General features: G+C 68.3%; 22 protein-coding genes, 1 tRNA gene, 2 pseudogenes and 1 riboswitch. Of the genes and pseudogenes, 12 read left to right on the top strand and 13 right to left on the bottom strand.

The window, feature by feature from the left end; translation table 11 throughout:
• Positions 1–71 precede the first annotated feature (71 nt).
• On the top strand, positions 72–3572 hold the full coding sequence (locus tag A5767_RS09160; RefSeq protein WP_064852182.1) for a serine/threonine-protein kinase: 3501 nt from the start codon (positions 72–74) through the stop codon (positions 3570–3572).
• Between the two features lie 57 nt (positions 3573–3629).
• The gene (locus A5767_RS09165) at positions 3630–4649 is read left to right on the top strand and encodes a magnesium transporter CorA family protein (protein ID WP_037216292.1); all 1020 of its coding nucleotides are present in this window, start codon (positions 3630–3632) and stop codon (positions 4647–4649) included.
• 29 nt (positions 4650–4678) lie between these two features.
• Here the strand turns inward: A5767_RS09165 and A5767_RS23330 are convergent, their stop codons facing one another.
• Positions 4679–4855 carry a hypothetical protein gene (locus A5767_RS23330; protein ID WP_024103259.1) on the bottom strand — a complete coding sequence of 59 codons (177 nt, stop codon included), beginning with the start codon at positions 4853–4855 and terminating at the stop codon, positions 4679–4681.
• 119 nt (positions 4856–4974) lie between these two features.
• On the opposite strand from A5767_RS23330, the gene A5767_RS09170 reads away from it, so the two are divergent.
• The gene (locus A5767_RS09170) at positions 4975–5172 is read left to right on the top strand and encodes a CsbD family protein (protein ID WP_019288742.1); all 198 of its coding nucleotides are present in this window, start codon (positions 4975–4977) and stop codon (positions 5170–5172) included.
• A gap of 138 nt (positions 5173–5310) precedes the next feature.
• Here the strand turns inward: A5767_RS09170 and A5767_RS09175 are convergent, their stop codons facing one another.
• Positions 5311–5508: a hypothetical protein gene (locus tag A5767_RS09175; RefSeq protein WP_006553868.1), complete on the bottom strand. Its 198-nt coding sequence runs from the start codon at positions 5506–5508 to the stop codon at positions 5311–5313.
• Positions 5509–5728: 220 nt separating this feature from the next.
• Between A5767_RS09175 and A5767_RS23335 the strand changes: the two genes are divergently transcribed.
• A complete protein-coding gene (locus tag A5767_RS23335; protein ID WP_019288743.1) occupies positions 5729–5875 on the top strand; it encodes a hypothetical protein in 147 nt (48 codons plus the stop codon).
• Positions 5876–5882: 7 nt separating this feature from the next.
• Here the strand turns inward: A5767_RS23335 and A5767_RS09180 are convergent, their stop codons facing one another.
• Entirely contained in the window at positions 5883–7595 is a 1713-nt protein-coding gene (locus A5767_RS09180) for a hypothetical protein (RefSeq protein WP_230826459.1), read from the bottom strand.
• 318 nt (positions 7596–7913) lie between these two features.
• Positions 7914–8010, top strand: a riboswitch (TPP riboswitch).
• Between A5767_RS09180 and A5767_RS09185 the strand changes: the two genes are divergently transcribed.
• From A5767_RS09185 to A5767_RS09195, 3 genes are all read left to right on the top strand, one after another.
• Positions 7993–9060, top strand: a complete 1068-nt coding sequence (locus A5767_RS09185; RefSeq protein ID WP_442978747.1) for an ABC transporter substrate-binding protein — start codon at positions 7993–7995, stop codon at positions 9058–9060. (Overlaps the previous riboswitch by 18 nt.)
• Positions 9038–9823 carry an ABC transporter permease gene (locus tag A5767_RS09190; protein ID WP_006553865.1) on the top strand — a complete coding sequence of 262 codons (786 nt, stop codon included), beginning with the start codon at positions 9038–9040 and terminating at the stop codon, positions 9821–9823. The genes A5767_RS09185 and A5767_RS09190 overlap by 23 nt, the downstream gene beginning before the upstream one ends.
• Complete coding sequence (locus A5767_RS09195) at positions 9820–10590, top strand: ABC transporter ATP-binding protein (RefSeq protein ID WP_064852140.1); 771 nt, start codon at positions 9820–9822, stop codon at positions 10588–10590. Before A5767_RS09190 ends, A5767_RS09195 begins: the two co-directional genes overlap by 4 nt.
• Before the next feature lie 48 nt (positions 10591–10638).
• Here the strand turns inward: A5767_RS09195 and A5767_RS09200 are convergent.
• A tRNA-Leu gene (locus A5767_RS09200) sits at positions 10639–10712 on the bottom strand.
• Positions 10713–11059: 347 nt separating this feature from the next.
• Between A5767_RS09200 and A5767_RS09205 the strand changes: the two genes are divergently transcribed.
• On the top strand, positions 11060–12313 hold the full coding sequence (locus tag A5767_RS09205) for a lipase family protein (RefSeq protein WP_064852141.1): 1254 nt from the start codon (positions 11060–11062) through the stop codon (positions 12311–12313).
• Between the two features lie 88 nt (positions 12314–12401).
• Here A5767_RS09205 and A5767_RS09210 read toward each other — a convergent pair whose 3' ends face one another.
• The 7 genes from A5767_RS09210 to A5767_RS09240 all read right to left on the bottom strand — a co-directional run bounded on the left by A5767_RS09210 (position 12402) and on the right by A5767_RS09240 (position 18282).
• Positions 12402–12605, bottom strand: coding sequence for a cold-shock protein (locus tag A5767_RS09210; protein ID WP_064852142.1), 204 nt, complete (start codon positions 12603–12605; stop codon positions 12402–12404).
• A gap of 230 nt (positions 12606–12835) precedes the next feature.
• Positions 12836–13780: a Ppx/GppA phosphatase family protein gene (locus A5767_RS09215; protein WP_064852143.1), complete on the bottom strand. Its 945-nt coding sequence runs from the start codon at positions 13778–13780 to the stop codon at positions 12836–12838.
• Entirely contained in the window at positions 13777–14304 is a 528-nt protein-coding gene (locus A5767_RS09220; RefSeq protein ID WP_064852144.1) for a DUF501 domain-containing protein, read from the bottom strand. Before A5767_RS09220 ends, A5767_RS09215 begins: the two co-directional genes overlap by 4 nt.
• Entirely contained in the window at positions 14301–15008 is a 708-nt protein-coding gene (locus A5767_RS09225; protein ID WP_064852145.1) for an FtsB family cell division protein, read from the bottom strand. The genes A5767_RS09220 and A5767_RS09225 overlap by 4 nt, the downstream gene beginning before the upstream one ends.
• Positions 15009–15016: 8 nt before the next feature.
• A complete protein-coding gene (gene eno, locus A5767_RS09230) occupies positions 15017–16303 on the bottom strand; it encodes a phosphopyruvate hydratase (protein ID WP_024103250.1) in 1287 nt (428 codons plus the stop codon).
• A 116-nt stretch (positions 16304–16419) separates the two neighbouring features.
• On the bottom strand, positions 16420–17142 hold the full coding sequence (locus tag A5767_RS09235; protein ID WP_064852146.1) for a lytic transglycosylase domain-containing protein: 723 nt from the start codon (positions 17140–17142) through the stop codon (positions 16420–16422).
• A 210-nt stretch (positions 17143–17352) separates the two neighbouring features.
• On the bottom strand, positions 17353–18282 hold the full coding sequence (locus A5767_RS09240; protein ID WP_082937640.1) for a sugar transferase: 930 nt from the start codon (positions 18280–18282) through the stop codon (positions 17353–17355).
• Between A5767_RS09240 and A5767_RS09245 the strand changes: the two are divergent.
• From A5767_RS09245 to A5767_RS09260, 4 genes and pseudogenes are all read left to right on the top strand, one after another.
• Positions 18180–18587 (top strand): annotated as a pseudogene (locus tag A5767_RS09245) (methyltransferase C-terminal domain-containing protein); the annotation flags it as partial. The gene A5767_RS09240 and the pseudogene A5767_RS09245 sit on opposite strands and share 103 nt — an antisense overlap.
• Positions 18584–19373, top strand: a pseudogene (locus tag A5767_RS09250) (glucose-1-phosphate cytidylyltransferase). The pseudogenes A5767_RS09245 and A5767_RS09250, both read left to right, overlap by 4 nt.
• Positions 19374–19409: 36 nt before the next feature.
• A complete protein-coding gene (locus A5767_RS09255; protein WP_064852147.1) occupies positions 19410–20450 on the top strand; it encodes an NAD-dependent epimerase/dehydratase family protein in 1041 nt (346 codons plus the stop codon).
• Positions 20447–21559 (top strand): class I SAM-dependent methyltransferase, encoded by a 1113-nt coding sequence (locus A5767_RS09260; RefSeq protein WP_064852148.1) that lies wholly within the window; start codon positions 20447–20449, stop codon positions 21557–21559. Before A5767_RS09255 ends, A5767_RS09260 begins: the two co-directional genes overlap by 4 nt.
• A gap of 7 nt (positions 21560–21566) precedes the next feature.
• On the opposite strand, the gene A5767_RS09265 is transcribed toward A5767_RS09260, so the two are convergent.
• Together A5767_RS09265 and mfd are read right to left on the bottom strand one after the other, a co-directional pair.
• The gene (locus A5767_RS09265) at positions 21567–22289 is read right to left on the bottom strand and encodes a MazG family protein (RefSeq protein WP_064852149.1); all 723 of its coding nucleotides are present in this window, start codon (positions 22287–22289) and stop codon (positions 21567–21569) included.
• A complete protein-coding gene (mfd, locus tag A5767_RS09270) occupies positions 22286–25939 on the bottom strand; it encodes a transcription-repair coupling factor (RefSeq protein WP_064852150.1) in 3654 nt (1217 codons plus the stop codon). The genes A5767_RS09265 and mfd overlap by 4 nt, the downstream gene beginning before the upstream one ends.
• Between the last annotated feature and the right edge of the window lie 15 nt (positions 25940–25954).

Genomic DNA, 25954 nt, shown 5'->3' on the forward strand with positions numbered 1-25954 from the left:
GCACGATCTGCGGCGGGCGTGCACATTTCGAGACTATCCTGGGGAAACGGCTTCCCGAGGTGATTGCGCCGATGACCGAGAACGATCCGGCCGCCACTCAGCGCGCGCCGATTGTCGACGTCGCAGAGACGGACATCGTGCGCGCGCTGCACGATGCCGGTTTCACCGATGCCGTGGAGATCGGCCGCGGCGGCTTCGGTGTGGTCTACCGCTGCCGGCAGGCCGAACTCGACCGCGACGTCGCGGTGAAAGTGCTGCGCCGCTCCCCCGAACCCGCCGATCTCGAACGCTTCCTACGCGAGCAACGCGCGATGGGGCGGCTCTCCGGCCACCCCAACATCGTCACCGTGCTGCAGGCCGGCGCGACGGACACGGGCCTGCCCTATCTGGTGATGCACTATCACCCGCACGACTCTCTCGACACCCGCATCCGGCGGCACGGACCGATCGCCTGGCCGGAGGCGGTCCGGATCGGGGTGAAGGTCGCCGGTGCACTCGAGACGGCGCATCGTTCCGACGTCCTGCACCGCGACATCAAGCCCGGCAACATCCTGCTCACCGAGTACGGCGAACCGCAGCTGACGGATTTCGGTATCGCCCGCGTCGGCGGCGGCTTCCGCACCACTGCCGGTGAGATCACCGGTTCCCCCGCGTTCACGGCACCGGAGGTGCTGCGCGGTCATGCCGCGACTCCGGCCGCCGACGTCTACGGCCTCTCCGCGACCCTGTTCGCGGCGATCACCGGTCACGCCGCCTTCGAGCGCAAGGAGGGCGAGAAGATCGTCGCGCAGTTCGTGCGCATCACCTCCGAGCCCGTCCCCGACCTGCGCGGCGAGGGCATCCCCGACGACGTGTGCGAGGCCCTCGAGCGCGGCATGGCGACCGATGCCGAGGACCGGCCGCAGACGGCCGCCGAGTTCGGCGATCTGCTCCGCGACGTCCAGCGCGCCCACAACCTGCCCATCGACGAGATGGCGCTGCCCGGGTCACCGCCGTCCGGCCCGCTCCCGCCGCGTTCGGCGCCACCGCTCACCGGACCGGCCTCGACGGTCTCCGGCCGGTCGTCCACGGTCTCGGGACGCACCGGTCCGTCCACCGCACCGTCGACCAGGTTCCGGCCGCCCTCGACCTCACGTCCCCTGATCGAACGCAGCCGTCTGATCTCGTTCCTGCGGGCAGGCGGACGACGCCGTCTCGTCGCCATCCACGCCCCCACCGGCTTCGGTAAGTCCACCCTCGCGACGCAGTGGCGCAACGTACTCGCCGCCGAGGGAGTGCCGGTCGCGTGGTTGACGGTGGACAGCGACGACAACAACGTCCTGTGGTTCCTCGCGCACCTCGTCGAGGCCATGAAGCAGATCCGGCCGGTCCTCGCGCGCGAACTGGGCCAGATCCTCGACGCGCACGGCGACGAGGCCGAACGGTACGTACTGTGCACGCTCATCGACGAGTTGCACCGCACCGACACCGCGGCGACGCTGGTGATCGACGACTGGCACCGCGTCACGTCGACGGAGACCGTCGCTGCCCTCGAGTTCCTGCTCGACCGCGGATGCCATCACCTGCAGCTCGTGGTGACGAGCCGCAACCGATCCGGACTTCCGCTCAGCCGCATGCGTGTTCGCGACGAGCTGGTCGAGATCGATTCGACGGCATTGCGGTTCGGGGTGGACGAATCGAACGCCTTCTTGCGCGACATCGGCGGGATAGACCTCGGCCCCGAGGACGTGGAGGATCTCACCCTCACCACGGAGGGCTGGGCCGCAGCCCTGCAGCTCGCGTCGTTGTCGTTGCGCGACAGCGACGATCCGTCGTGGCTCATCGAGAACATCACCGGTCGGCACCACGCGATCGGTGAGTTCCTCGCCGACAACGTGCTGGCCGGTCTCGAACCCCGGATGTACGAATTCCTCCTCGCGACGAGCATCACCGAATCGATCAGCGGCAGCCTCGCCGCGGCGCTCACGGGCGATCCGCGCAGCCAGGCGATGCTCGAGGAGGCGGAGGAACGCGACCTGTTCCTGCGGCACGTCGACGACGAACGCGTGTGGTTCCGCTATCACCACCTGTTCCTCGACTTCCTGCGTCGACGTCTCGAACGCGACCATCCCGAGAAGGTCGCGGACCTGAATCGCACCGCCGCCGACTGGTTCGCCCGCAACCGCATGCTGCAGGAGGCCGTCGACCACGCCCTCGCCGCCAACGACACCGACTTCGCCGTCGACCTGCTCGCCGACGACGGCATGTACCTGATGGAGCACGGGCACATCGCCACGCTGCTCGCCCTGATCGACAAACTGCCGCCGCGGGCCGTCGCAAACGATCCGCGCCTGCTGCTCACGCAGGCCTGGGCGAACAGTGCGCTGCTGCGGTTGGACCGATGCCGCAGAACCCTCGCGGCAGTACGGGAATTGCTCGACCGTGGGGTGACGGACAGCTACGACGTCGAAGCACTCCACATCGAGGCGGATGCCGTCGAGGCGTCGATCCTGATGAACTCCGACCGCATCGACGGCATCTACGAACTCATCGCGCCGTGCCTGGAGAATCCGACCTCCGTGCACCCGTGGGTGGTGGCGGCCGCAGCCGACTTCGCTTCGTACGCCGACATCTTCCGCTTCGACTTCACCTCAGCGATCCGGCGGCAGGAATGGGCGGAGCCCTACCACCGCGAGACCCGCGGACCGTTCGCGTCGATCTACGGTCAGTGCCTGTGCGGCATCGCCGCGAACGAACGACTCGACGTCGCCTCGGCCGAGAAGTACTTCCGCACAGCGCTGCGCCGAGCGCGACGAAACGGCGGAATCCACACCCACGGAGGGCGTCTCGCCGCTGCCATGCTCGGAGAGCTGCTCTACGAACAGGGACGGACCGCCGAGGCCGAAGCACTGCTCGACGAGAGCAACCTGCTCGGAATAGAAGGCGGTGGAACGGATTTCCTCATCGCTCGCTTCGGTACCGCTGCGCGCCTGAAGATGTTGCAGGGCAACCGGCAGGAAGCCGTCGCCCTGCTCGCCGAAGGACTGCGGGTCGCGGCGCTGCACGACCTGCCGCGCCTGCGGGCACGCATCGAGAACGAACGGGTCCGGCTCGGAATCGCCACTCCAGGCCACTCGACGCGCACGATGCCGGAGAACACCACACCCCACCCCGACGGAACCGTCGAGATCACCCTCCAGATCGAGGACTCCACCGCGATCCGGCTGCTCAGCGAGAACGGGGAGCCCGAGGCGGCGGAACAGGCCGTCGAATGGGCGCGGATGTGGGTACAGCGCACCACCTCGCGTCCCCGCGCCCACCTGCAGGCCCACCGTCTGCTCGCCTCCTGCCTGCACGCGGCCGGACGCATCGAGGAGGCCGAGGAGACCCTGGCCGTCGTGGTCGACGCGTGCGCGGCGCGCGGAATGGTGCGCTATCTGACCGACGGCGGGCCACACGTGATCGCCACGCTCACCTCGATGCGGGTACGGATCGAACAGGGTCTGCGGCCTGACGATCGGCCACGGATCGACCTCGGGTTCGTCGACGAGGTGCTGCGATTGGTGGACACCGAGCATCGTCCTGTCGTGTGAGCCCGGTCGTGACGGGAACGTGGTGTGAAGCCCGCCGATTTCGGGGACACTGCCGAGGTGACGGACCGATACGACAACTCCATCCGGACCCGGCGGTGGGCCCACGGGAAACTCGTCGACGAAGGTTTCCCGCTCTCAGCCGTCTCGGAGCATCTCGCCGATCCCGAGGCCCTCGTCTGGGTGGATCTGTGGAATCCCGAGCACACGGCTCTGCTCGAACTCGCCGAGGAATGGAACCTCGACCCGCACGCCGTCGAGGATTCGCTCGCACACGGCGAGCGCACGAAGGCCACCCGCTACGCCACCCATACCTTCCTCACGGTCTACGCGACACACCTGTTTCCGGATTCCGAGGACGAGAATCAAGCGCACGAGTCCCGGCTCCGCACCACCCGGATCTCCGCCTTCGTCCTGCCCCGCGGCGTCGTCACCGTTCGCCGCGGCACTCCGTTCGACATCGACGAGGCGGTGCGCAGGTGGGACGAGAACACCGACCTGCTGCAGTACGGACCGGGTGCGCTGATCCACGGCCTGCTCGACACGGTCGTCGACGGGCAGTTCGAGACCATCCAGGAACTCGACGACGCCGCCGAGGACCTCGAGGACTGCCTCTTCGAGGACGGCGCCTCCACCCGGCAGATCCAGCGACGCGTCTACCGGCTCCGCAAGGAACTCGTGCAGCTCCGGCGGGTCGTGCTGCCGATGCGCGAGGTCGTCAATGCCGTCCTGCGGACCCGCGCCGAGAGCAACCACCACCCCGAACTCGACAGTTCCTACAACGACCTCTACGACCACGTGATGCGTGCTGCGGAGTGGACCGATTCACTGCGCGAGATGGTGAACACCGTCTTCGAGACGAACCTGTCGCTGCAGGACGCGCGCCTGAACATCGTCATGAAGAAACTGACGGGATGGGCCGCGATCATCGCCGTCCCCACGGCCGTCACCGGTTGGTACGGCATGAACGTGCCCTATCCCGGGGTAGGCGAGGCCTGGGGACTGATGAGTGGGGTCGGGATCATGGTCGTGTCGGCGATCGTGCTCTACGTGCTCTTCAAGCGCCGCGACTGGTTGTGAACCCCGCGTTGCTCGGTGAACGGCTCTGTTCAGAGGAAAACTACGAGCAGCACGACGATCACGACGACCACCGCGACGGCTGCGATCACCGCACTCGCCGAACGCCGGCGCTGCACCGGCCCGTCGCGGACGAGTTCGGGATCGGCGTCGGGCGCGTCCCCGATCGGGTCGTTGTTCTCGGGACCGGAGTTGGTGGGATGCGACATCGGTCTCCTCCTGGCTGCCTGTGTCGAAGTCTGACACGGACGAGCCGGTCGTGTTCGGTTTCAGGCTGTTCGGGTGGGGTACTCCGTCAGAGCAACGTTCGATGACACAGGAGGACCCCATGGCCGACTTCGTCGATAAGGCAAAGCACAAGGCAGAAGAAGCGGGCGGCAAGATCAAGGAGAACACCGGTCAGGCGACCGGCGATCGTGATCTCGAAGCCGAGGGTCGCGGTGACCAGGCCTCCAGCGGTCTGAAGCAGGCAGGCGACAAGGTCTCGGATGCCGTCGAGAACGTCAAGGACGCTTTCAAGAAGTAGCCCTTGAACTGCGCGGTGCCGGTAGTTACGACTACCGGCACCGCGCTGTTGAGGTGCTCGGCACCGCGCTGTCGAGGTGCTCGGCACCGCGCTGTGTCGGTGCGTGCAGCACCCCGCTCTCACGGGGTGCTGCCGGGACTACTTCGAGGAGGTGCCTTCGGTGTCGTCGAAGAAGTGCCAGGTACCGTCCTGCTCGTTCTGCGCCTCCATACGCCAGCCGAGTTCGCTGTTGTCGGCGCGCTGGTCGACGAACCAGGCGTGCGCGTCGTCCGCGCTCTCGATTTCCTTGGTATCCACGACGTTCCCGGTCGGGTCGATCACTCTGTAGGTAGCCATGCCGAGTGTCTTCCCACGCGACTCGCCGGTCAAACGTCGCGCGAACCTTCTGGTGTAGGGTGGAGACATCGTTCGGCTCGCACATGATGAGCAACCTCGCACCACAGTGCCCGAAGGTTCCGAACCGGACGTGAGAGTTCCCCGCCGCGTGTACCGCGGCCCCTCTTCTTCGCACTGCCCCACGGCCGGGGTCTACCCGGCCGCACCCGAAAGGACGGCCATGAGCCAGAACAAAGAATTCGACGGACCCCTCTTCCTCGCGCCCACCACTCCGGAGACCGACGCCGAGACCGAACCCGTCACCGCTGTCGCCGAGGTGAGCGGCCCCCACGACTACACCTCGATCTTCTCCGCGCGCGGCGCCTGATCCCGCCTCATCCGACTGTGAAGCTACCGACTCGGTCGGCTGCGAAGTCGGCGAGCGTCTGCGATACCTGCTCGGGCCGCCCGTCGTTCTGATCGGCGGCCGCAGTGAGTACATCGATGTGCTTGTATCCGGGCAGCACCCACCTGCGTTCGTTCGGATGATCCTTCTCCGGCAACGGGATCCCGCCGCTCGCCACCAGCGTCACCACAGGATTGCGCGCGACACCGTCGCGGTGGAGATGCCCTTCGAAGCGGGTCGCCGATGCGAGGTCGAACGGAAGCCTCGACGGGAAGTACCACTCGGTGAAATCCAGTGGTGGCTCCGACAGATTCCGCGCCAGCTCCGCGATCGACGTCACCTCGCTCCCCCGATCGGTGTACCGCGCCTCGTCGGGTGACGACGCCCCAGTGCCCACCTCGTCGTAGTCGAGCCACCGGTAGACGACTCCCGGATCCGCGAACACCGCCGGCGACGCCTTGAGCGCATCGCCGAAGAATCCCGACCCGAGCACCTCCGGCGTGGCGGGAACAGGAAACAGCTTGTCGCGCACGGGCGCCCCGGTAATGAATCCGACGCTCACCTGCAGGAACCCCAGCGGTTGGGAATTGTCGTCGAGGATCGCGCCGAGCACCGCCTCGTTGGTCGCGTTCAACGTCCGCACATCCGGGTCGCCCGTCGCGAACATCGCGTAGTCCCCCGACAACAGAGTGCGCAACGTCCAGTCGATGTTCGGGTTGTCGGGCATGCGCGGGACAATGCCGTCGGTGCTGTCCGGGTCCAGTCGCGCGGCGAGTCCGGTGAGTGCGAGCAGATTCGTCGTCTCGGGATTGATAACCGTGGGAAGTGCCAGCACCGGCGATGCCGTCGAGATGGAGCCGAAGAACGCATCGAGTGGCGCCGAGACCGCTTCGGGCAGATCCGGGAGGGCACTCTGCCCGGGGGAGGGCGCTCCCGCCTCGATCACCGTATCGAGCGCAAAGTACCCGCCGCACTGGTTGTAACCGGCGTCGCCCGTGGTGGCGGGATCTCCGTCGAAGTCCCATTCCGCGAAGTAGCCGGTGATGAAACCACCGAGAGAATGTCCGCCGCACAACACTTTCCGTTTCCGCAGTTCCGGGTCGGAGAGTTCGTGACGCAGCAGGTCGTACTGGTCGCGCAGCGTCTGCTCGATGCCGACATGCGAGAGCCACGCGACGTCGGCGCCGCTCGCGTGGCCGGCGAATCGTCGCCCGTCCACTTCGGCACCGCGGAAGTAGTAGTCGGTCGCGGTATCGAGCGAACCCGTCCGCAGTGCCGCCCGGGTACCGGCGTGGTCCTCGAGGCAGTTCGATCGCCGGTCGAGTGCCCAGAACTCGATGTGGGCACCGCGAGTCGCGGCCGCGACGACGGTGTTGCGCGCGACGCTCTCGAATGCACCCGCTCCCTCGAAGATCCCCGGTTGGGCGACGAGGATCCGGTCGGCGTCGGCCGAACTCTCCGGTCCGTCGGCCGACCGCCACCGCAGATACGACAACCGGTCGCACGCGGCGGGTCGCGGTCCCGCTTCCGCCGGCAGCGGCGCGGGTATCGACACCACGGACCCGAGCACCTCGCCGGCCAGCGGCGCCGACGAGTCATACGGCATTTCGGTGCGTCCGCTCGTCTCCGCCGACACCACCGATGCCGTCAGGACACTTCCCATCACCGCCGCAGCCATCGCGGCGCCCATCATTGCGCGCATCCCATCCCCCGATCGGCTCGTGCGTATTGAACACCGTTGCGGGAGTCGGGTCTACGGAAACAACAGAAGAACGGACCCGTCGGAGTTCACCGACGGCCCTTCATCGTCCGCGCAAGGGAGAGACATGCGCAGAGCGACGGTCCCTGCCGTTCGGGGGAGGTGGCAGGGACCATCACTCGAAGAGTCGGGATCTTCGATCCTTCCGTTGCGGGTGAAATGTGAGGGTGACATCCTGACCTGGGCATTTCCGTAACTTCGGGTCACATCTTCCGTTCTGCTCCCGTCCCGGCGGCCCCAGGAGGGCATGGTGCTAGGGTCGCCCGTGACACGGGGTGCTCCGCACGAGCGGGGCTGAGATCACACCCGTCGAACCTGACCAGGTAATGCTGACGAAGGGATGTCCCGACATGACCACGCCTGTACCCCCATCGATCCGTCCCCTGCCCGCGCAGTGAAGGCGCGGCGGACTCTCGCCGGACTGCTCACCCTCGTCGCCGCACTCTCCGCGGTCGTCGGGTGCTCGTCCGATTCCGGGAGCGACACCATCCGATTCGCGTTGGACTGGACGCCCAACACCAATCACACCGGCCTGTACGTGGCGCAGCAGGAAGGTCTGTTCGCCGATGCGGGTCTCGACGTCGAGATCCTGCCGTACAACAACGCGACCCCCGACACCCTCGTCGACGCGGGTAGCGCCGAGTTCGGAATCTCCACGCACGCCACATCGACCATCGCCAGAGCCGCCGGGTCCCGGACCGTCGCGGTCCTCGCACCGCTGCAGCACTGGGCGACGGGGATCGCCGTGCGGGCCGACAACGCCGAGATCACGCGGCCGGCGGATCTCGACGGCAAGACCTTCGCGGGCTTCGCCAACCCTGGTGAGGACGAGATGCTCGCCGAAGTGATCCGCAACGACGGTGGCCGCGGTGAGTTCGAGAACGTGACGCTCGGGACGTCGTCGTACGAGGCCGTCTACTCGTCGACCGCCGACTTCACCGTGTCGTACCTGGCGTGGGAGGGTCTCGAGGCCGAGCACCGCGGCCTGCCCATGCGGTACTTCGGCTTCACCGACTACGGCTTCCCCGACGCGTACGCGATCGTCGTCGACGGCAACGAGGACTGGATGACGGAGAACCCGGAGCAGGCACGCGCTTTCGTGCAGGCGCTGCACCAGGGTTACCGGATCGCCGCCGACGACCCCGATCGTGGAGCCCGGGCTCTGCTCGAGGCGAACCCCGGGGCCTTCCCCGACGAGGAACTCGTCTACGAGAGCCAGCGCATGCTCGCCGCCGAGTACATGCGTGACGCCTCCGGCGCCGTCGGAGTCCTCGACGCCGGGAAATGGTCGGGCTATGCCCGGTTCCTGTACGAGAACGGCGTGCTGTCCGGACCCGACGGCAGCCCGTTGACGACCGAGCCGGACTGGTCGACCTATGTCACCGATGACTACCTCGAAGACCGATAGCATCGGCCGCGCACGTCGGCTCCTTCCCGCGCTGCTCATCGCCGGGGCTCTGGTCGCGATCTGGCAGTCGTACGTCGTGGTGAGCGGTGTCCGCCCGCAGGTGTTGCCCTCCCCCGCACGCGTTCTCACGCAGGGGTGGTCTCATCGCGTCGACATCGCCGGGCACGCCTGGTCCACTCTGCAGGTCACGATGGTCGGGTTCGCCGTGTCGCTGGCACTGGCGTGGGCCCTCGCGATCGTCGTAGACTTCTCGCCTTGGTTGCGGCGGGCCCTCGTGCCGTTGTTCGTGGTGTCGCAGACCCTGCCGATCATCGCGATCGCGCCGTTGATGATCATCTGGTTCGGTTTCGGACTGCTACCGAAGATCCTCGTCATCGCGCTGGTGACGTTCTTCCCCGTCGCGATCGGGCTGCTCGAAGGGTTCGCGGCGGCCGACCGGGAGGCGGGCGCGTTGCTACGCAGTATGGGCGCGTCGCGGTGGCAGCAGTTCCGTTACGTGCGCCTGCCATCCGCGCTCCCCCGCTTCTTCACCGCCCTGCGGATCGGCATCACCTACGCCGTCGTGGGTGCGGTGTTCGCCGAATACGTCGGCGCGACATCCGGTCTGGGCATCTACATGAGCACGCAGAAGAACTCGTTCCGCACCGATCTCGTGCTCGCTGCCGTAGTGGTGACCGCTGCTCTGTCACTCCTGCTGTACGCGCTGACGTTCGTCGTCGAACGGATGGTCGCGCCGTGGGCGCTCACGAGGAGTGAGAGATGAATGCGGTGACGGTGGCCTCGGTCCACAAGTCGTATGGCGACCGGGCGGTGATCGACGGCATCGACTGTGCTGTGGAGCCCGGCGAGTTCGTGTCCCTCATCGGGCCGAGTGGGTGCGGCAAGTCGACGCTGTTCTCGATCGTCGCGGGACTCGAGCAACCCGACACCGGAGAGGTTCTCGTCGGCGACTCCCCCGCGGCACCCGGGCAGGTCGCGCTGATGCCGCAGAAGGACCTGCTGTTCCCGTGGCGGACGGTGCTCGACAACTGCACACTCGGGCTCGAGGTGCAGGGTGTACAGCGATCCGACGCTCGTGCCCGCGCCCGCGAACTGCTGCCGACCTTCGGCCTGGCCGGCTTCGAGGACGCTGCGCCGCACCAACTGTCGGGCGGTATGCGTCAACGCGCGTCGCTCGCACGCACGGTGCTGCAGGGGCGCGACGTGCTCCTGCTCGACGAACCGTTCGGCGCACTCGATTCGCTGACCCGCACCGAGATGCAACTGTGGTTGCAGCAGGTGTGGCAGCAGCATCGGTGGGCGGTGCTGATGGTGACGCACGACGTCCGCGAGGCGGTGTTGCTGTCCGATCGGGTCGTCGTCCTCGGTCCGCGACCGACGCGGGTGCAGCACGAGGTGCGTGTGCACCTGCCCCGACCTCGAACCCTGGAGACGTGCGTGTCGAGCGAGTTCGTGGCGCTCGAACACGAGCTCATGGAGGTCCTGCACCGGTCACGACACGAGGGGCAGCAGAGGTTGCCCTCGGGATAGTCGCCGGCCGAACTGTTCGCCACCAGTGCATCCGCTACCCCGGACCTGTGCCCCCAGTGGGACTCGAACCCACACTGTGCGGATTTTAAGTCCGCTGCCTCTGCCAATTGGGCTATAGGGGCGTGGGGATCACATTAGCGTTCACGACTGTCCACCACCGCGCTGGGGCGCGAGGTTCTTGAAGTACCGTGCGACGGGACGGCGTTCGTATCCTGTCCCCTCGTAGACGGAGGCCGGTACAGCCCGAGGACGGGACGCCACGCCCGGAGGGAGAGATCGAGTTCGTCACTTCGTCGTTCGGCCGTGCAAGGTTCGATCCTCATTGCTCCTCGACCTCCTCGGATCCGACTTCGAGTGTGCTCCTCGCCCGGGCTGTAACGCACCTCGATTTCCGGCCGACATCCTGCGGGGAGACAAGTACACAGCGGACAGCCGGGTGGTGAACCGGGCACGAAGAGAAGGACCATGGATGCGCTTCACGACCGCACGCCCACTGACCGGGCGACTCGCCACCGCAGTAGCCGCCATGGCCCTGGCAGCGACGCCGAGCCTGGTGGCCGCACCCTCCGCACAGGCCGAAGGCATCGTCTACCCCGCGTCCGTGAACGACTCCTTCTACAGCACCCCCGACGACATCGCCGATCGGCAGCCCGGTGACGTCCTTGCCGCGCGCGTCCTTCCGCCGCCGCTCGGATTTCCCGGCACCGACGCCGTCCAGTTGAAGTTCCGGTCGACGAACTCCGCCGGCGAACCGATCTCCGCAGTGACCACCGTGCTGTCCCCTCAGGGTGGGGCGCCGGGTCGTCCGCTCGTCTCGTACCAAGCCATCATCAACGCACTCGGGCTCGAATGCGCGCCGTCGACGGCGCTGTACGCACCGAACCCGCTGCGAGGGATCCGGGAGTCTCCCGGCCTGCTCATCGCGATCCAGCGCGGCTGGTCGCTGGCCGTTCCCGATCATCTCGGACCGAACAGCGCCTACGGCGCCGCGAAGGTCGGCGGGCAGATCACCCTCGACGGCATCCGGGCCGCGCAACGCTACGCACCGCTCGAACTCGCCGACAGTCCGGTCGGCATCGCCGGCTACTCCGGCGGCGGGATGGCGACGGCGATGGCCGCAGCACTCGCCCCGACCTACGCGCCCGAGATCCCGATCGTCGGCTCCGCCTACGGTGGCGTCCCGATGGACATCGGCGAGATGGCCCGGGAACTCGGCGAATCCACGCATCCCGCCTTCGGATTGGCGATGGCGGCCGCCCTCGGCCTCGAACGTGAGTACCCGGACCGCATGCCGGTCAGCGAGCAGCTCAACGGTGCGGGGCGGGAACTGCGCGACCGCATCGCCAACGCGTGCACCAACGAAATCCTGCTCGCCGGTGCCGGTCGCAGCATGGCCGACGTCGCCGACGCGGCGGCGGGCCTTGCCCTGCTCGACAGCCCGACCGTGCAGGAGGTGCTGATGGAGAACAGCGTCGAGAAGGTCGCGACGGTGCCGAATGCCCCGGTGTACGAGTGGCATTCACCGACCGACGTGCTGATTCCTCTCGATGCGATCTCCACGACGCTGCGCAGGTACTGCGACGCCGGGGTGGCGGTGCGGACCGAACTCGTGCCGAGCCCGGATCACATCACTGCCGCCGTGATCGGCCTGCCGGGTGCACTGGACTTCCTCGACGGCCGCTTCGCAGGCGTTGCGCCGTCGTCGGATTGCGGAGCACTCTGACCGATCTGTGGATATGCATCGGGCCCGCCTCGAATGACGAGGCGGGCCCGATGTCGTCTCATATCCCCTGCGGGGACGGGAGATCGAATCAGATCACGGTGATACCGGTGGCCTGGGGGCCCTTGGCGCCCTGGCCGATCTCGAAGCTCACGCGCTGGTTCTCGTCGAGGCTGCGGTAGCCGCCCGACTGGATCTCCGAGTAGTGCGCGAACACGTCAGCGCTGCCGTCCTCGGGGGCGATGAAGCCGAATCCCTTGTCGGCGTTGAACCACTTCACGATTCCCTCTGCCATGTCTGTCTCCTTCTGTCGTATTACTCGAGCTCCGCCGAGAGTTCGGTGGAGCGAGGCCGCCATCACATGCGGTGACTTCCGAAAGGAGAACCAACCGCCCGCAACAAGGATTTGCGAGCGTGGACAAGACGCGAACAAAAACTTCGACCGAGACACAGTCAACCACACATTCGCCGGTTCGTGTGGACCGAGCCCCGGAAACCGGGGTCGAACCCACACGGATCGGAGAACTAGCGGGCGACGGAGAGAGCGATACCGTCGAGGATGTCGTGCTCGCTCACGACCAGCTCGGTGATGCCGGCTCGGCGGCCGAGTTCCTCGGCGAGGACCGTGGTGATGATCGAGCCGCCGCCGATGACGTCGACGCGGCCGGGATGCATCGGGCCGAGCGCCGCGCGCTTCTCGCGGGTCGCGGCGACGAGACCGTCGCACACCTCGCGCAGGCGGTCGAACGGCACCGACGACAAGTGGATCTTCTCGGAGTCGTACTCGTCGAGTTCGAGGGCGAGCGCGGCGAGGGTGGTCATGGTGCCCGCGACACCCACCCAGGTGTGCGCCTGCTCGACCGGCACCCGCTCGAGCGCTTCGCGGATCTTGTCCGCCGCGACCTCCCGTGCCGCAGCGACCTGCGCGGCGGTCGGCGGGTCGTCGTGCAGGCACCGTTCGGTCAGCCGGACGCAGCCGATGTCGGTGGAGTAGGCGGCGTGCACACAGTCGGCGTCGCCGAGCACGACCTCGGTGGATCCGCCACCGAGATCGACGACGACGAAAGGCCCACGCGCGGAGTCGAGTTCGCCGACCGCACCGGCGAAGGACAGACGCGCCTCCTCGTCGCCGGTGATGACCTCTGCCTCGGCTCCGGGGATCACGGCACCGAGCACCTCGCGGGTCATCGCGAAGAAGTCCTCACGGTTGCTCGCGTCGCGCGTGGCCGAGGTGGCAACCATGCGAACGGCGGTGGCGCCGGTCTCGCGGATCAGGTCGGCGTACTCCACCAGCGCGACCCGCGTGCGTTCGATCGCCTCGGGTGCGAGACGACCGGTGGCGTCGACGCCCTGCCCGAGCCGCACGACCTTCATGAGGCGGGTGACGTCGGTGAGAGTGCCGTCCTTCGCGATGTCGGCGATCAGAAGGCGGATGGAGTTGGTGCCGCAGTCGATTCCCGCGACCCTCACTGTTCTTCTCCGCGCAGCTCGGCGTAGGTGGGCCAGTCGGCGGGGATCGCCGTGCCACGCAGGCCGGCGTCGGCGGCGAGGGCGACGGATTCGTCGCCGAGCGGGTTGACGCCCGGTCCCTTCGCGAGCGAATGGGCGATCAGCACGTGCAGGCACTTGACGCGTTCGGGCATACCGCCGCCGGTGAAGTCGGTGCCGAGCGACTCGATCGCGTCGCGTTCGGCCAGGTACGACTCGTGGGCGCGCAGGTAGCCCGCAGCCAGTTCCTCGTCGGTGCCGAGACGCTCGGTCATCTCCCTCATGACCCCGGCGGATTCCTGCCGGCTCGCCTCGGCTGTGAGGCGCGGGTCGGTGAGGTAGTAGAGCGTCGGGAAGGGCGTGCCGTCGGGCAGCTTGGGCGCGGTCTTCACCACTCCGGGCGCACCGTCGGGGCAACGGTAGGCGATGGCCAGGACGCCGCGGGGTTCGCGCCCGAGCTGGGCGGCGACGGCGTCGAGGTCTTCTTGCGTGACGTGATCGGTCACCCGGGGACATCTCCTGGTTCTGGGGGTGCCACAGGCATCTGCTGCGGCACGGGTTCGGGCTCGGGTTCGGGTGCCGGTTCGGACACCGACAACCACAGGTCGCTGTACCAGGCGCCGGTCGTCGGCCGCTCGGGTTCGCGTTCCTCACGTTCGGGCGGGGCGTCGCCCGGCAGTTGCACCTGGTAGGGAATGTCGCCGGGGACGACGAACCGCAGTCGCTCGCGGGCCTGGGCGCGGACCCAGGCCGGGTCCTCCATGCGGGCCTTCTGTTCCTCGAGGGCCGCGATCTCCTGTTCGAGCTGCACGCGTTCGGCGGCGAGCTGCTCGGCTTCGGAACGCTGGCTCACGTAGGTGCGCAGCGGCACCGCGAGGGTGAGCGCGAGACCACACACGACGAGGGCGAGCACCACGGCGCGGCCGGTGGACAGGTCCAGGACGGTGCGTTCGGTGCGGGGGCGGCGGGAGTCGCGGGGCGCGCCGACCCGGGTGGGGCGGGCTCGCCCCGAACCACCGGGGCGGCCGCGGCCGGGCGACGAATGAACGGGGTCCTCGCGGCCGGCCGGCCGCGCACCCGCATTCTCGGCCGAGTGTTCGGCCGGCGCGGCAGATCCCGTGGGCCGGACCCGGCCCGGACGCCGGACGCCGGACACACCCTCGGTGCGGGTGCGCCTCGCTCCGGGACGGGATCTACCGCGCTGACTCATGCCGGCGATCAGCCCTCGACGGAGAACCGCGGGAAGGCGAGCTCGCCGGCGTAGCGAGCGACGTCGCCGAGGGACTCCTCGATGCGCAGCAGCTGGTTGTACTTGGCGACACGCTCGGAGCGGGCGGGCGCGCCGGTCTTGATCTGTCCGCTGCCGACGGCGACGGCGAGATCGGCGATGGTGGTGTCCTCGGTCTCGCCGGAGCGGTGGCTCATCATCGTCTTGTAGCCGTTGCGGTGCGCGAGGTCGACGGCGTCGAGGGTCTCGGTGAGGGTGCCGATCTGGTTGACCTTCACGAGCAGCGCGTTCGCGGCACCCTTGACGATGCCGTCCTCGAGGCGCTCGGGGTTGGTGACGAACAGGTCGTCGCCGACGAGCTGGATCCTGTCGCCGATCTCCTCGGTGAGCGCGACCCAGCCCTCCCAGTCGTCCTCGCTGAGCGGATCTTCGATGGAGACCAGCGGGTACTGGCCGAGCAGCTCGGCGTAGAAGGCGCCCATTTCGGCGGCCGTCCGGTTCTGGCCCTCGAACTTGTAGCCGGTGCCCTCGGTGTAGAACTCGGTGGCCGCGACGTCCAGTGCGAGCGCGACATCGCTGCCCAGCTTCAGACCGGTCTTACCGATGGCCTCACTGATCAGGTCGAGCGCGGCCTTGGTGCCCGCGACGTCGGGGGCGAAGCCGCCCTCGTCGCCGAGGCCGGTGGCCAAGCCCTTGCTCTTGAGCACGGACTTGAGGGAGTGGTAGACCTCGGCACCCCAGCGGAGGGATTCCTTGAAGGTCGGGGCGCCGATCGGGGCGACCATGAACTCCTGGACGTCGACGCCCGTGTCGGCGTGGGCGCCACCGTTGAGGATGTTCATCATCGGAACGGGAAGGATGTGGGCGTTCGGGCCTCCGACGTAACGGAACAGCTCGAGTCCGGACGACTCCGCACCGGCCTTCGCCACGGCGAGCGACGCGCCGAGCAGGGCGTTCGCGCCGAGGCGGCCCTTGTCGGGGGTGCCGTCGGCGTCGAGGAGGGCCTGGTCGACGGTGCGCTGCTCGGTGGCGTCGAGGCCGATGATGGCCGGGCCGATCTCGGCGAGGACGGCCTCGACGGCCTTCTCGACGCCCTTGCCGAGGTAACGGTCGCCGCCGTCACGCAGCTCGACGGCCTCGTGCTCGCCGGTGGAGGCGCCCGACGGCACTGCAGCGCGGGCGAAACTTCCGTCCTCGAGCAGCACTTCGACCTCGACCGTGGGGTTGCCACGGGAGTCGAGGATTTCGCGGGCTCCTACCTGCTCAATGATGGCCACTGGCTGATTCTCCTTCGATGGACTGTCACGCTGCGGTGTCTGCACGCTGGGGACAGCCTAACGGTCGCGACCTGCGTGTGAGGTACAGGCGCGCTCGAGGCCCGGCGCGGTACTGTCTACGGCCGCACTCCCACGCCGTAGGCGGCGGCGCGGTCGCGGACGAGCATCAGGTATTCGGTGGAGCGGTTGTAAGCCATCAGGGCGTTCGTCCAGCCCTCCGCGGTGGTCAGGTCGCCTCCGCGGTCGCACAGATAGCGGCCTGCGGTCAGGGCCGCGTCGTCGATGTTGTCGGGGTCGGCGATGCCGTCGCCGTTCGCGTCGACGCCCCACCGTTCCCAGGTCTCGGGGATGAACTGCATCGGCCCGACCGCCCGGTCGAGCACCGGGTCGCCGTCGAGGCGGCCACCGTCGGTGTCGCGGATCTCGGCGTTGCCCCGGGTGCCGTCGAGCGGGACACCCCGGATGGGCGGTGAGACGCTGCCGTCGGATCCGAGGGAGGCGCCGCCGAACCGTCCGTGGCTGCTCTCCACGTTGCCGATGCCGGCGAGGGTCGTCCACGACAGGCCGCAGTCGGGGGTGCCGACGGCCAGGACGGCCGCCGCGTGCCCGTACGCCTCGAGTGCGGTGGTGGGGATGCCCAGCTCCCGCGATTGGGGTTCGGCCCAGGCGGCGAGCTGCGCGGCTGTGCGGCCGGGACCGTTCACGTCGATGGGCGGAACGGGCAGACCGGGTGCCGGCGGGACGCCGTCGGGGATCTCGACGGACGGTCGCCGGGGTGAGTGCAGAGCGGACTCGACCGCCACGAAGACGACGGCGACGAGTGCACTGAGCAGGACCACCGGCCACAGCCAGCGTCGGGGTTCTCGATCGGACGGCACCCCTCCATATTCCATACGGGACGAAAACCCCTTGTAGACGAACCGGCAGACGCACCGGCGCCGACGATCCCGCCTGATCGTCGGTGCCGGTCTCGGAGGGTGGAATCCGCGAGGGGTCGGACTCCACCGTTGTCTCTGACTCTGTCTCTACTGTCTCGACAGCGGTCTCCCTCAATATGCGCCGTCCCCGCTGAGAACGGCCCGGATCGTGCGGCGCAGGATCGACAGGTCGAGCATGAAGGTCCAGTTCTCGACGTACCGCAGATCGGCCCGTACCGACTCGTCCCAGGACAGATTGCTGCGTCCGCTGACCTGCCACAGTCCCGTCACACCCGGTTTGACGAACAACCGCCGCGCCGCGCCGTCCTCTCCGTACCGGGCGACCTCGCATTCGAGCGGTGGGCGCGGGCCGACGAGCGACATGTCGCCCTTGACCACGTTGAACAGTTGCGGCAGTTCGTCGAGCGAGTACCGCCGGATGAAGCGGCCGACCCTGGTGACCCGCGGGTCCTCGCGGACCTTGAACAGCACTCCGGCACCGATGTCGTGATCGGCGATGTCGTCCTTGTGCTCGTCGGCGCCGACGACCATGCTGCGGAACTTGTACATCGTGAACGGGGTTCCGCCGCGTCCCACCCGTTGCTGACGGAAGAGGATCGGTCCTCTGCTGCCGACCTTGATCGCGACCGCGACGGCGAGCAGTGCCGGCGCGATCACCATCAGGATCAGCACCGCGAGGACCCGATCGAAGACGTTCTTCACGATCCAGGCCGGGCCGCTGTAGCTGGGGGCGCTCATCTGCAACAGGGGCAGCCCCTCGAGCGGGGAGATGTGCAGGCGCGGGCCGACGACGTCCATGAGCACAGGGGCGATGAGGAGCTCGGCACCGATCTTCTCGAGATCCCAGCTGAGTCTGCGTGTCCGCGCGTGCGGCCACCGACCGGAGGGCAGGAGTGCGACGGCCTCGAAGTTGTGCTGCTCGGCGACGGCCAGGACGTTACTTCCGGCTCGAACCGCTCGCGCGTACCTCCCGCCTGGAGCTGTTGCGCTTCCTCCTGCAGTGCCGCGAGGACGGTCTGTCGGTGGTCGGCTACGGTGCACCCGGCAAGGGCAACACCCTGCTGAACTACTGCGGAATCCGACCGGACCTGTTGTCCTACACCGTCGACCGGAATCCGTACAAGCACGGACGCTTCACCCCGGGGACCCGGATCCCCATCGAGCCCGTCGAGCGGATCGCCCAGGACCGGCCGGACATCGTCCTCGCACTGCCCTGGAACCTCGAACCCGAGCTGACCCGCCAGCTCGCCTACATCGCGGACTGGGGCGGACATCTCGTCTTCCCCCTCCCCACCATCCACACGGCCATCGGTGAACCCGAACTGTCCTGGAGGACCACATCATGAAGGTTGTACTGTTCTGCGGCGGTTACGGCATGCGCATGCGCAACGATCGCAACGACCAGATCCCCAAGCCCATGCAGATGGTCGGTCCGCGCCCCCATCCTGTGGCACATCATGCGCTACTACGCGCACTTCGGGCACAAGGAGTTCATCCTCTGCCTCGGCTACGGCGCATCCAAGATCAAGGAGTTCTTCCTCGACTACCACGAGGAACAGTCCAACGACTTCGTCCTGCACGGCAACCGGGTCGACTGCCTCAGCACCGACATCAGCGACTGGAAGATCACCTTCGTCGACACCGGACTCGAATCGGCGATCGGCGAACGCCTGCGCCGCGTCCGCCGATATCTCGACGGCGACGAGTACTTCCTCGCGAACTACGCGGACGTGCTGACCGATGCCCCGCTCGACGACATGATCGAGGCGTTCCACACGTCCGGGGCCACGGCCTCCATGCTCGTCGTGCCCCCGCAGTCGTCCTTCCACTGCGTCGACGTCGCGGAGAACGGCGAGATCAAGGAGATCACCCCGGTCAGCAACTTCCCCATCTGGGAGAACGGCGGATATTTCGTCCTGAACCAGGCGATCTTCGACCTGTTGCCACCCGGCGGCGACCTCGTCGCCGACGTGTGCGGACCGCTCGCAGGCCAGGGGAAACTGTTCGGCTATCGCCACTTCGGGTTCTGGAAACCGGCCGACACCTTCAAGGAACGCGCCGAACTCGACGACAACTTCGCACGCGGTATCCATCCGTGGACGGTGTGGGAGACACCGGCGGTGACCTCGTGAACCTCATGACCGCCGACGATCCCGGGAGAGATTGACATGCGCGTACTCGTCACAGGGCACAAGGGATATCTCGGATCCGTCATGGTGCCCGAACTGCTCGCCCGCGGTCACGAGGTCGTCGGTCTCGACACGGGACTCTTCGCGGAATGCACTCTCGGCACGGCACCGCAGGATCCGCCCGGCATGACCGTCGACTTCCGCGATGTGGGAACCGAGCACCTCACCGGGTTCGACGCCGTCGTCCACCTGGCGGCGTTGTCGAACGACCCGCTCGGTGCGTTCGCACCCGAGATCACCTACGACATCAACCATCTCGGATCCGTCCACCTCGCCAGGTGCGCGAAGGAGGCCGGTGTGCGCCGGTTCCTCTACGCGTCGACCTGTTCGGTGTACGGAAGTGCGGGCGACGATCTCGTGGACGAGAGTGCTCCGCTCCGGCCGCTCACGCCCTACGCCGTGAGCAAGGTCCGGGTCGAGGACGACGTGGCGGCCCTGGCCGATTCGGGCTTCTGTCCCGTCTTCCTCCGCAACGCCACAGCCTTCGGATACTCGCCACGGCTCCGCGCGGACATCGTCGTGAACAATCTCGTCGGCACCGCGGTGCTCACCGGCGAGGTGCGCGTGCTGTCGGACGGCACCCCGTGGCGTCCCCTCGTTCACGCGAAGGACATCGCCCTCGCGTTCGCGTGTGCCCTCACCGCACCGGAGAGCGATGTGCACTGCGCCGCCTTCAATGTCGGCACCGAATCCAACAACGTCCGCGTACGCGACATCGCCGAGTCCGTCACCCGCGCGGTCCCCGGGTCGTTCGTCTCCATCACCGGCGAGACCGGTCCCGACCCACGCTCGTATCGTGTGGACTTCTCGGCCATCCGCCACGCCATGCCGGCCTTCGTTCCGTCGTGGAGTGTCGACGCAGGCGCTGCCGAACTGTTCCGTCACTTCGTCGCCGACGGCCTCACGAAGGAGGACTTCACCCAGCGCTTCACGCGTCTGGCACATCTGCGGCGGCTGTCCGATGCGGGACGCCTCGACCCGACGCTGCGGCCACGGCCGGCGGGCGTGTTCCGCGAATGAACAGGTGCCGCGCGTGCGGCCACGATCGCCTCGAGCGAGTCCTCGATCTCGGAGCGGTCCCGCCCGCCGATTACTTTCCACCCGGGGACTCGCCTCCTTTACCCGCCGAATCAGCCCACGAACTGGCGATGGTTCTGTGTACCGGCTGCGGACTGGCGCAGCTGGCGGACGACGACACCGTCCCGGACGAGCCCCGCGGCATCGAGCCGGAGGCGCTGCGCGAGCAGGCCCGCGAGGCCGTCGAGGTCGTCGAGCGGGCGGGCCGGCTGAAGGGCCGCACGGTGATCGAGTTCGGCAGTCCGCACGGCGGCACCTGGCTCCCCCTGCTGATCGAACGCGGTTTCCAGCCCGCCTTCCCCGGGGCCGCCGCGTCCCTGGTCCTCGACAGCTTCGGCATCATGCACGAAGCCGATCAGCGCGCGGCATTCCTCAAACGCGCGGCGGCGCTCTCCCCCGACGGTGTGCTGCTGCTCCAGTTCCACACCCTCTCCGCCATCGTGTCGCAGGGCCAGTGGAACGCCCTGCGGCACGGTCATTTCGCGTACTACTCACTGACCGCGCTGCGGCGACTGCTCGAGGACGTGGGACTGCACATCTCCGAGGCCTGGACCTTCGACCTCTACGGCGGCACCGTGCTGGTCGCTGCCGAACGGGATCCGTGGACGAATGCGGGACTGAGTGCACGCCGGATCCTCGCCGCCGAACGGGCGACCGGCATCACGAGCGCTGCGACACTCCGCACCCTGCAACGGCAGGCCGACCGCCAGGTGGACGAACTGGTCTCCTGGCTGCGCAAGTCGGCCGCCGAACACCGACGGGTGTTCGCCTACGGCGCGGCTTCCCGGGCCGTGGCACTGTTCGCTCGTGCGGGTGTCGACCGCTCCGTCATGGAGGCCGTCGCCGACGGCTCACCGGCGAAGGCCGGACGGCGAATGCCGGGAACGGACGTCCCGATCATCGACCTCACCGCTCTGCGCGATGCATCCCCCGATTGCATCCTGCTCACCGTCCCCGATCTGCTCCCCGAAGTGCGGGCGCAGTTCCCGGAGTTCGAGGGCCGCTGGTGTATTCCACCCGACAGCCGGCACGGGGTCCGGTGGGTCGGGTGAGACACATTCAGGCGCGGTGCTCGTCTGCGGGTCCCCCGCGGTGCTCGTCTGCGGGTCCCCCGCGGTGCTCGCCGGCGGGTGCCCAGTAGCGACGCCACGCATCCTCGTCGAGCCCGCCGTGCGGAACTCCGTCGGTGTGCGCGGCCTTCTCCGTTGCCCGGATCGATCCGGCGAACGCGAGGATTGCCGATCGGAGCGTCGACTCCGTGTCGCCCGTGCCTGTGATCCGGACGACCCGCAACGTCTCGGGCACCAGGTCCTCCGGGAAACCCGCTCGCATCGCGCGTTCGATCACCTTGTCGGCCAGGGAGAGTGCGGGCTGCGCCATCGCGATCCCGTCGAGGCACGACGTGCGTGCCTTCTCCGTCTTCTTCGCGATCTCCCACGCCGCTTCCTGCTCCGCGACGTCGAGCGGACCGGTGTGCCCGTTGGTCAGGTGCGGGCTGCGCGCGGCCAGCTTGGCGACGAGCGTCGCCGCCACGTCGTCGACCGTGAACTGCCCGTTCGCCTCGGCGATCCGGGAGTGGAACAGCACCTGCAGCAGCAGGTCGCCGAGTTCTTCGCGGAGCTCGTCCGGATCACCCGACTCGACGGCGTCGAGAACCTCGTAGGTCTCCTCGATCAGATAGCGGCGCAGACTCTCGTGGGTCTGGGTGACCTCCCATCCCCCGAACGACCACAGTCTGTCCATCACGGCCGCCGCCTCGGCGAGAGCGGTGTAGTCGGTCATGCATTCACCGTCGCCGCGCTGTTCAGGTCCACCGAGCCCTGCGGCTTGCCGTCGAGGGCGAGCAGGAAGTCGGCGATGTACTGCAGCAGCGCCACATCGCGCACCCGATCCGATCCCACCCCGCCGGTCCGCGGGATCGGCAGCTGCACGAGACCGCTCGTCGCGCGGTACTGCGCTCCCGGGTACAACCGCTTGAGCCGCATCTGCTTCGAGTCGGGCAGCTCCATCGGCGAGATCCGGATCTGGGTGCCGGTGACCGCGACCTCCTCGAGGCCGTACTCGCGGCACAGCAACCGCAACCGGCCGACGGACACGAGCCGCTGCACCTCATCGGGCAGCGGACCGTAACGGTCGACGAGTTCGTCGACGACCGTGGCGATCGCGGCGTCGTCGTTCGCGGCGGCGAGCTTGCGGTACGCCTCGAGGCGCAGCCGGTCGGATGCGACGTAGTCGGCCGGGATGTGCGCATCGACGGGAAGGTCGATCCGCACCTCCTTGGGCGCTTCGTCGGTGGTGACCGTGCGGCCGTCGGCCGCGGCCCGGTATGCCTCGACGGCCTCGCCGACGAGCCGCACGTACAGGTCGAAGCCCACCCCGGCGACGTGGCCGGACTGTTCGGCACCGAGAACGTTACCGGCGCCGCGGATCTCGAGGTCCTTCATGGCCACGGCCATACCCGCGCCGAGATCGGAATTCTGCGAGATCGTGGCGAGTCGGTCGTAGGCGGTCTCCGTCAGCGGCTTCTCCGCCGGGTACAGGAAGTACGCGTAGCCGCGCTCACGCGAACGCCCGACGCGGCCGCGCAACTGGTGCAGCTGCGACAGACCGAGCGAATCCGCACGTTCGACGATGAGCGTGTTGGCGTTCGAGATGTCGAGGCCGGTCTCGACGATCGTCGTGCACACCAGCACGTCGAACTCGCGCTGCCAGAAGCCCTGCACCGTCTTCTCGAGCGTCTCCTCCTTCATCTGCCCGTGCGCGACCGCGACCCGCGCCTCGGGGACGAGATCGCGGAGTCGCTTGGCGGCCTTGTCGATCGAGCTCACCCGGTTGTGGACGTAGAAGACCTGGCCGTCGCGAAGCAGCTCCCGGCGGATCGCCGCGGCGACCTGCTTGTCGTTGTAGGCACCCACATAGGTGAGGATCGGGTGCCGCTCCTCGGGCGGGGTGAGGATGGTCGACATCTCGCGGATCCCGGCCATGCTCATCTCGAGGGTTCGCGGGATCGGAGTTGCCGACATCGTGAGCACGTCGACGTGCGTGCGCAGCGCCTTGATGTGCTCCTTGTGCTCGACGCCGAAACGCTGCTCCTCGTCGACGATCACGAGACCGAGGTCCTTCCAGCGGATCCCGGTCTGGAGCAGGCGGTGGGTGCCGACGACGATGTCGACGGTGCCGTCGGCCATGCCCTCGGTGATCGCGCGCGAATCGGATGCGTCGGTGAACCGGCTCAGCCCCTTCACCCTCACGGGGAAGGCCGCCATCCGCTCGGTGAAGGTCTGCAGGTGCTGCTGCGCGAGCAGGGTCGTGGGGACGAGCACCGCGACCTGCTTGCCGTCCTGCACGGCCTTGAAGGCCGCACGCACCGCGATCTCGGTCTTGCCGTAGCCGACGTCGCCGATCACGACGCGGTCCATCGGCACCGCCTTCTCCATATCGGCCTTGACCTCGGAGATCACCGTGAGCTGGTCCTGTGTCTCCGTGAAGGGGAAGGCGTCCTCCATCTCCTTCTGCCACGGCGAGTCGGGCGCGAAGGCATGGCCGGGCGAGGCCTGCCGCGCCGCGTACAGCCGCACGAGCTCGCCGGCGATCTCGCGAACCGCCTTGCGCGCCTTGCGCTTGGTGTTGGCCCAGTCGGATCCGCCGAGCTTGCTGACGGACGGCAGCTCACCGCCGACGTACCGAGAGAGCTGGTCGAGCTGCTCCATCGGCACGAACAGCTTGTCGCCGGGCTGGCCCCGCTTGCCGGGCGCGTACTCGATGACGAGATACTCGCGGCGGGCACCACCGACCGTGCGCTCGACCATCTCGACGAACTTGCCGATGCCGTGCTGGTCGTGGATGACGAAGTCACCGGCGTTCAGGGCGAGCGGGTCGACCTGGTTGCGACGCTTGACGGGAGTCTTGCGGCCCTCGGTGACCACGCGGTTACCGGTGAGGTCGGCCTCGGTGACGACCACCAGCCCCGGCACCACGTTGTCGTCGTTGCCGGGGAGGACGACGCCCTCGTGCAGGCAACCGCGCATGACGCCGACCTGCCCGCGCACCGGTTCGGTGCCCGGTTCGAGCTTCGCGGCGGGGACCTCGTTCTCCTTCAGCCGCTCGAGGATGCGCTGTCCGGTGCCCGCACCGGCGACGACGATCACCGCACGGCCCCCCGCGGTGACGTGGGCGCGCAGGTTCACGAACAGCATCGACAGCAGGTCCTCGGAGCCGCGGACCTCGGGGGCCGGCTGCACGTCGAGGACGAGTTCGGTGTCGGCACCGGAGGCGAGCGGGCTGAGCGTCCACCACGGTCTGCCCGCGGCCTGCGCGGCCTCGCGCACCTGACGCAGCGACCGGTAGGCCGACGCGCCGAGATCGAGCTTCCGGCCGTCCACCCCGTTGAGGTTCGAGGTGTCGAGCGGCGCCGCACCACCGATCGAGGCGGCCGTCCACGACGCCTCGAGGAACTCCTGCCCGGTGCGGGCGAGATCGCTCGCACGGGTGCGGACCTTCTCCGGGTCGCAGATCAGCACGTGCGCCCCGGCGGGCAGAACGTCGGTGAGCAACTGCAACTCGCCGGGCTGCAGCACCGGCAGCAACGCTTCCATGCCCTCGACGGGGATGCCGCCGGCCATCTTGTCGAGCATCTCGACGAGCGCCGCATCGGCCGGGTTGTCCTCGGCGAGCTGCGCGGCGCGGGCCTTGACCTCGTCGGTGAGCAGCAGTTCGCGGCACGGCGGCGCGACGAGCACCGGCACGTCGACCTCGGAGATCGAACGCTGGTCGGCGACGGAGAAGCAGCGAAGTTCGGTGACCTCGTCGCCCCAGAACTCGACGCGGACCGGATGGTCGGCGGTGGGCGGGAAGACGTCGAGGATGCCGCCGCGCACCGCGAACTCACCGCGCTTGCCGACCATGTCGACGCGGGTGTACGCCAGTTCGACGAGCCGCTCGACGAGTTCCTCGAAGTCGTGTTCGGTGCCGACCCGCAGCGTGACGGGGTCGATCTCGCCGAGTCCGGGAGCCATCGGCTGCACCAGCGACCGCACGGTGGCGACGACGACCCGCAGTGCGGGCCCGAGATCGCGATCGTCGGGACGCGCGAGGCGACGCAGGACGTGCAGGCGACGGCCGACCGTGTCGGCGCTCGGCGACAGGCGCTCGTGCGGCAAGGTCTCCCACGAGGGGAACTGCGTGACGCCCTCGCCGAACATCTCGGTGAGTTCGGCGGTGAGATCGTCGGCCTCGCGTCCGGTGGCGGTGACCACGAGCAGAGGTGTCTTCTCGGCCAGCGCCGCCGCGACGAACGGCCGCGCGGCGGGTGGGGCGACGATCTCCTGTTCGGCGGAACCGGCGAGCTCGCCGATCCTGCGCAGTCTGTCGTCGGCCAGCGCGATCCGCGCCAATCCGGACAGTGGGACAGCGGCCGGGGGCACAGCAGACAAGGAAGGCGCTCCTGA

Origin of the sequence: Rhodococcus sp. 852002-51564_SCH6189132-a (genome assembly GCF_001665495.1) — a bacterium.
GTDB classification, from domain to species: domain Bacteria; phylum Actinomycetota; class Actinomycetes; order Mycobacteriales; family Mycobacteriaceae; genus Rhodococcus; species Rhodococcus pyridinivorans.

What these genes read in the sequence shown, in the direction of transcription:
- A5767_RS09260 (WP_064852148.1), top strand. Translation starts at nt 20,447, where the DNA reads ATGAACAGGTGCCGCGCGTGCGGCCACGATCGCCTCGAGCGAGTCCTC.
- A5767_RS23330 (WP_024103259.1), bottom strand. Translation starts at nt 4,855, where the DNA reads ATGTCGCATCCCACCAACTCCGGTCCCGAGAACAACGACCCGATCGGG.
- A5767_RS09265 (WP_064852149.1), bottom strand. Translation starts at nt 22,289, where the DNA reads ATGACCGACTACACCGCTCTCGCCGAGGCGGCGGCCGTGATGGACAGA.
- A5767_RS09180 (WP_230826459.1), bottom strand. Translation starts at nt 7,595, where the DNA reads ATGCGCGCAATGATGGGCGCCGCGATGGCTGCGGCGGTGATGGGAAGT.
- A5767_RS09205 (WP_064852141.1), top strand. Translation starts at nt 11,060, where the DNA reads ATGCGCTTCACGACCGCACGCCCACTGACCGGGCGACTCGCCACCGCA.
- A5767_RS09170 (WP_019288742.1), top strand. Translation starts at nt 4,975, where the DNA reads ATGGCCGACTTCGTCGATAAGGCAAAGCACAAGGCAGAAGAAGCGGGC.
- A5767_RS09195 (WP_064852140.1), top strand. Translation starts at nt 9,820, where the DNA reads ATGAATGCGGTGACGGTGGCCTCGGTCCACAAGTCGTATGGCGACCGG.
- A5767_RS09175 (WP_006553868.1), bottom strand. Translation starts at nt 5,508, where the DNA reads ATGGCTACCTACAGAGTGATCGACCCGACCGGGAACGTCGTGGATACC.
- A5767_RS09210 (WP_064852142.1), bottom strand. Translation starts at nt 12,605, where the DNA reads ATGGCAGAGGGAATCGTGAAGTGGTTCAACGCCGACAAGGGATTCGGC.
- A5767_RS09225 (WP_064852145.1), bottom strand. Translation starts at nt 15,008, where the DNA reads ATGAGTCAGCGCGGTAGATCCCGTCCCGGAGCGAGGCGCACCCGCACC.
- A5767_RS09255 (WP_064852147.1), top strand. Translation starts at nt 19,410, where the DNA reads ATGCGCGTACTCGTCACAGGGCACAAGGGATATCTCGGATCCGTCATG.
- A5767_RS09160 (WP_064852182.1), top strand. Translation starts at nt 72, where the DNA reads ATGACCGAGAACGATCCGGCCGCCACTCAGCGCGCGCCGATTGTCGAC.
- A5767_RS23335 (WP_019288743.1), top strand. Translation starts at nt 5,729, where the DNA reads ATGAGCCAGAACAAAGAATTCGACGGACCCCTCTTCCTCGCGCCCACC.
- A5767_RS09190 (WP_006553865.1), top strand. Translation starts at nt 9,038, where the DNA reads ATGACTACCTCGAAGACCGATAGCATCGGCCGCGCACGTCGGCTCCTT.
- A5767_RS09185 (WP_442978747.1), top strand. Translation starts at nt 7,993, where the DNA reads ATGTCCCGACATGACCACGCCTGTACCCCCATCGATCCGTCCCCTGCC.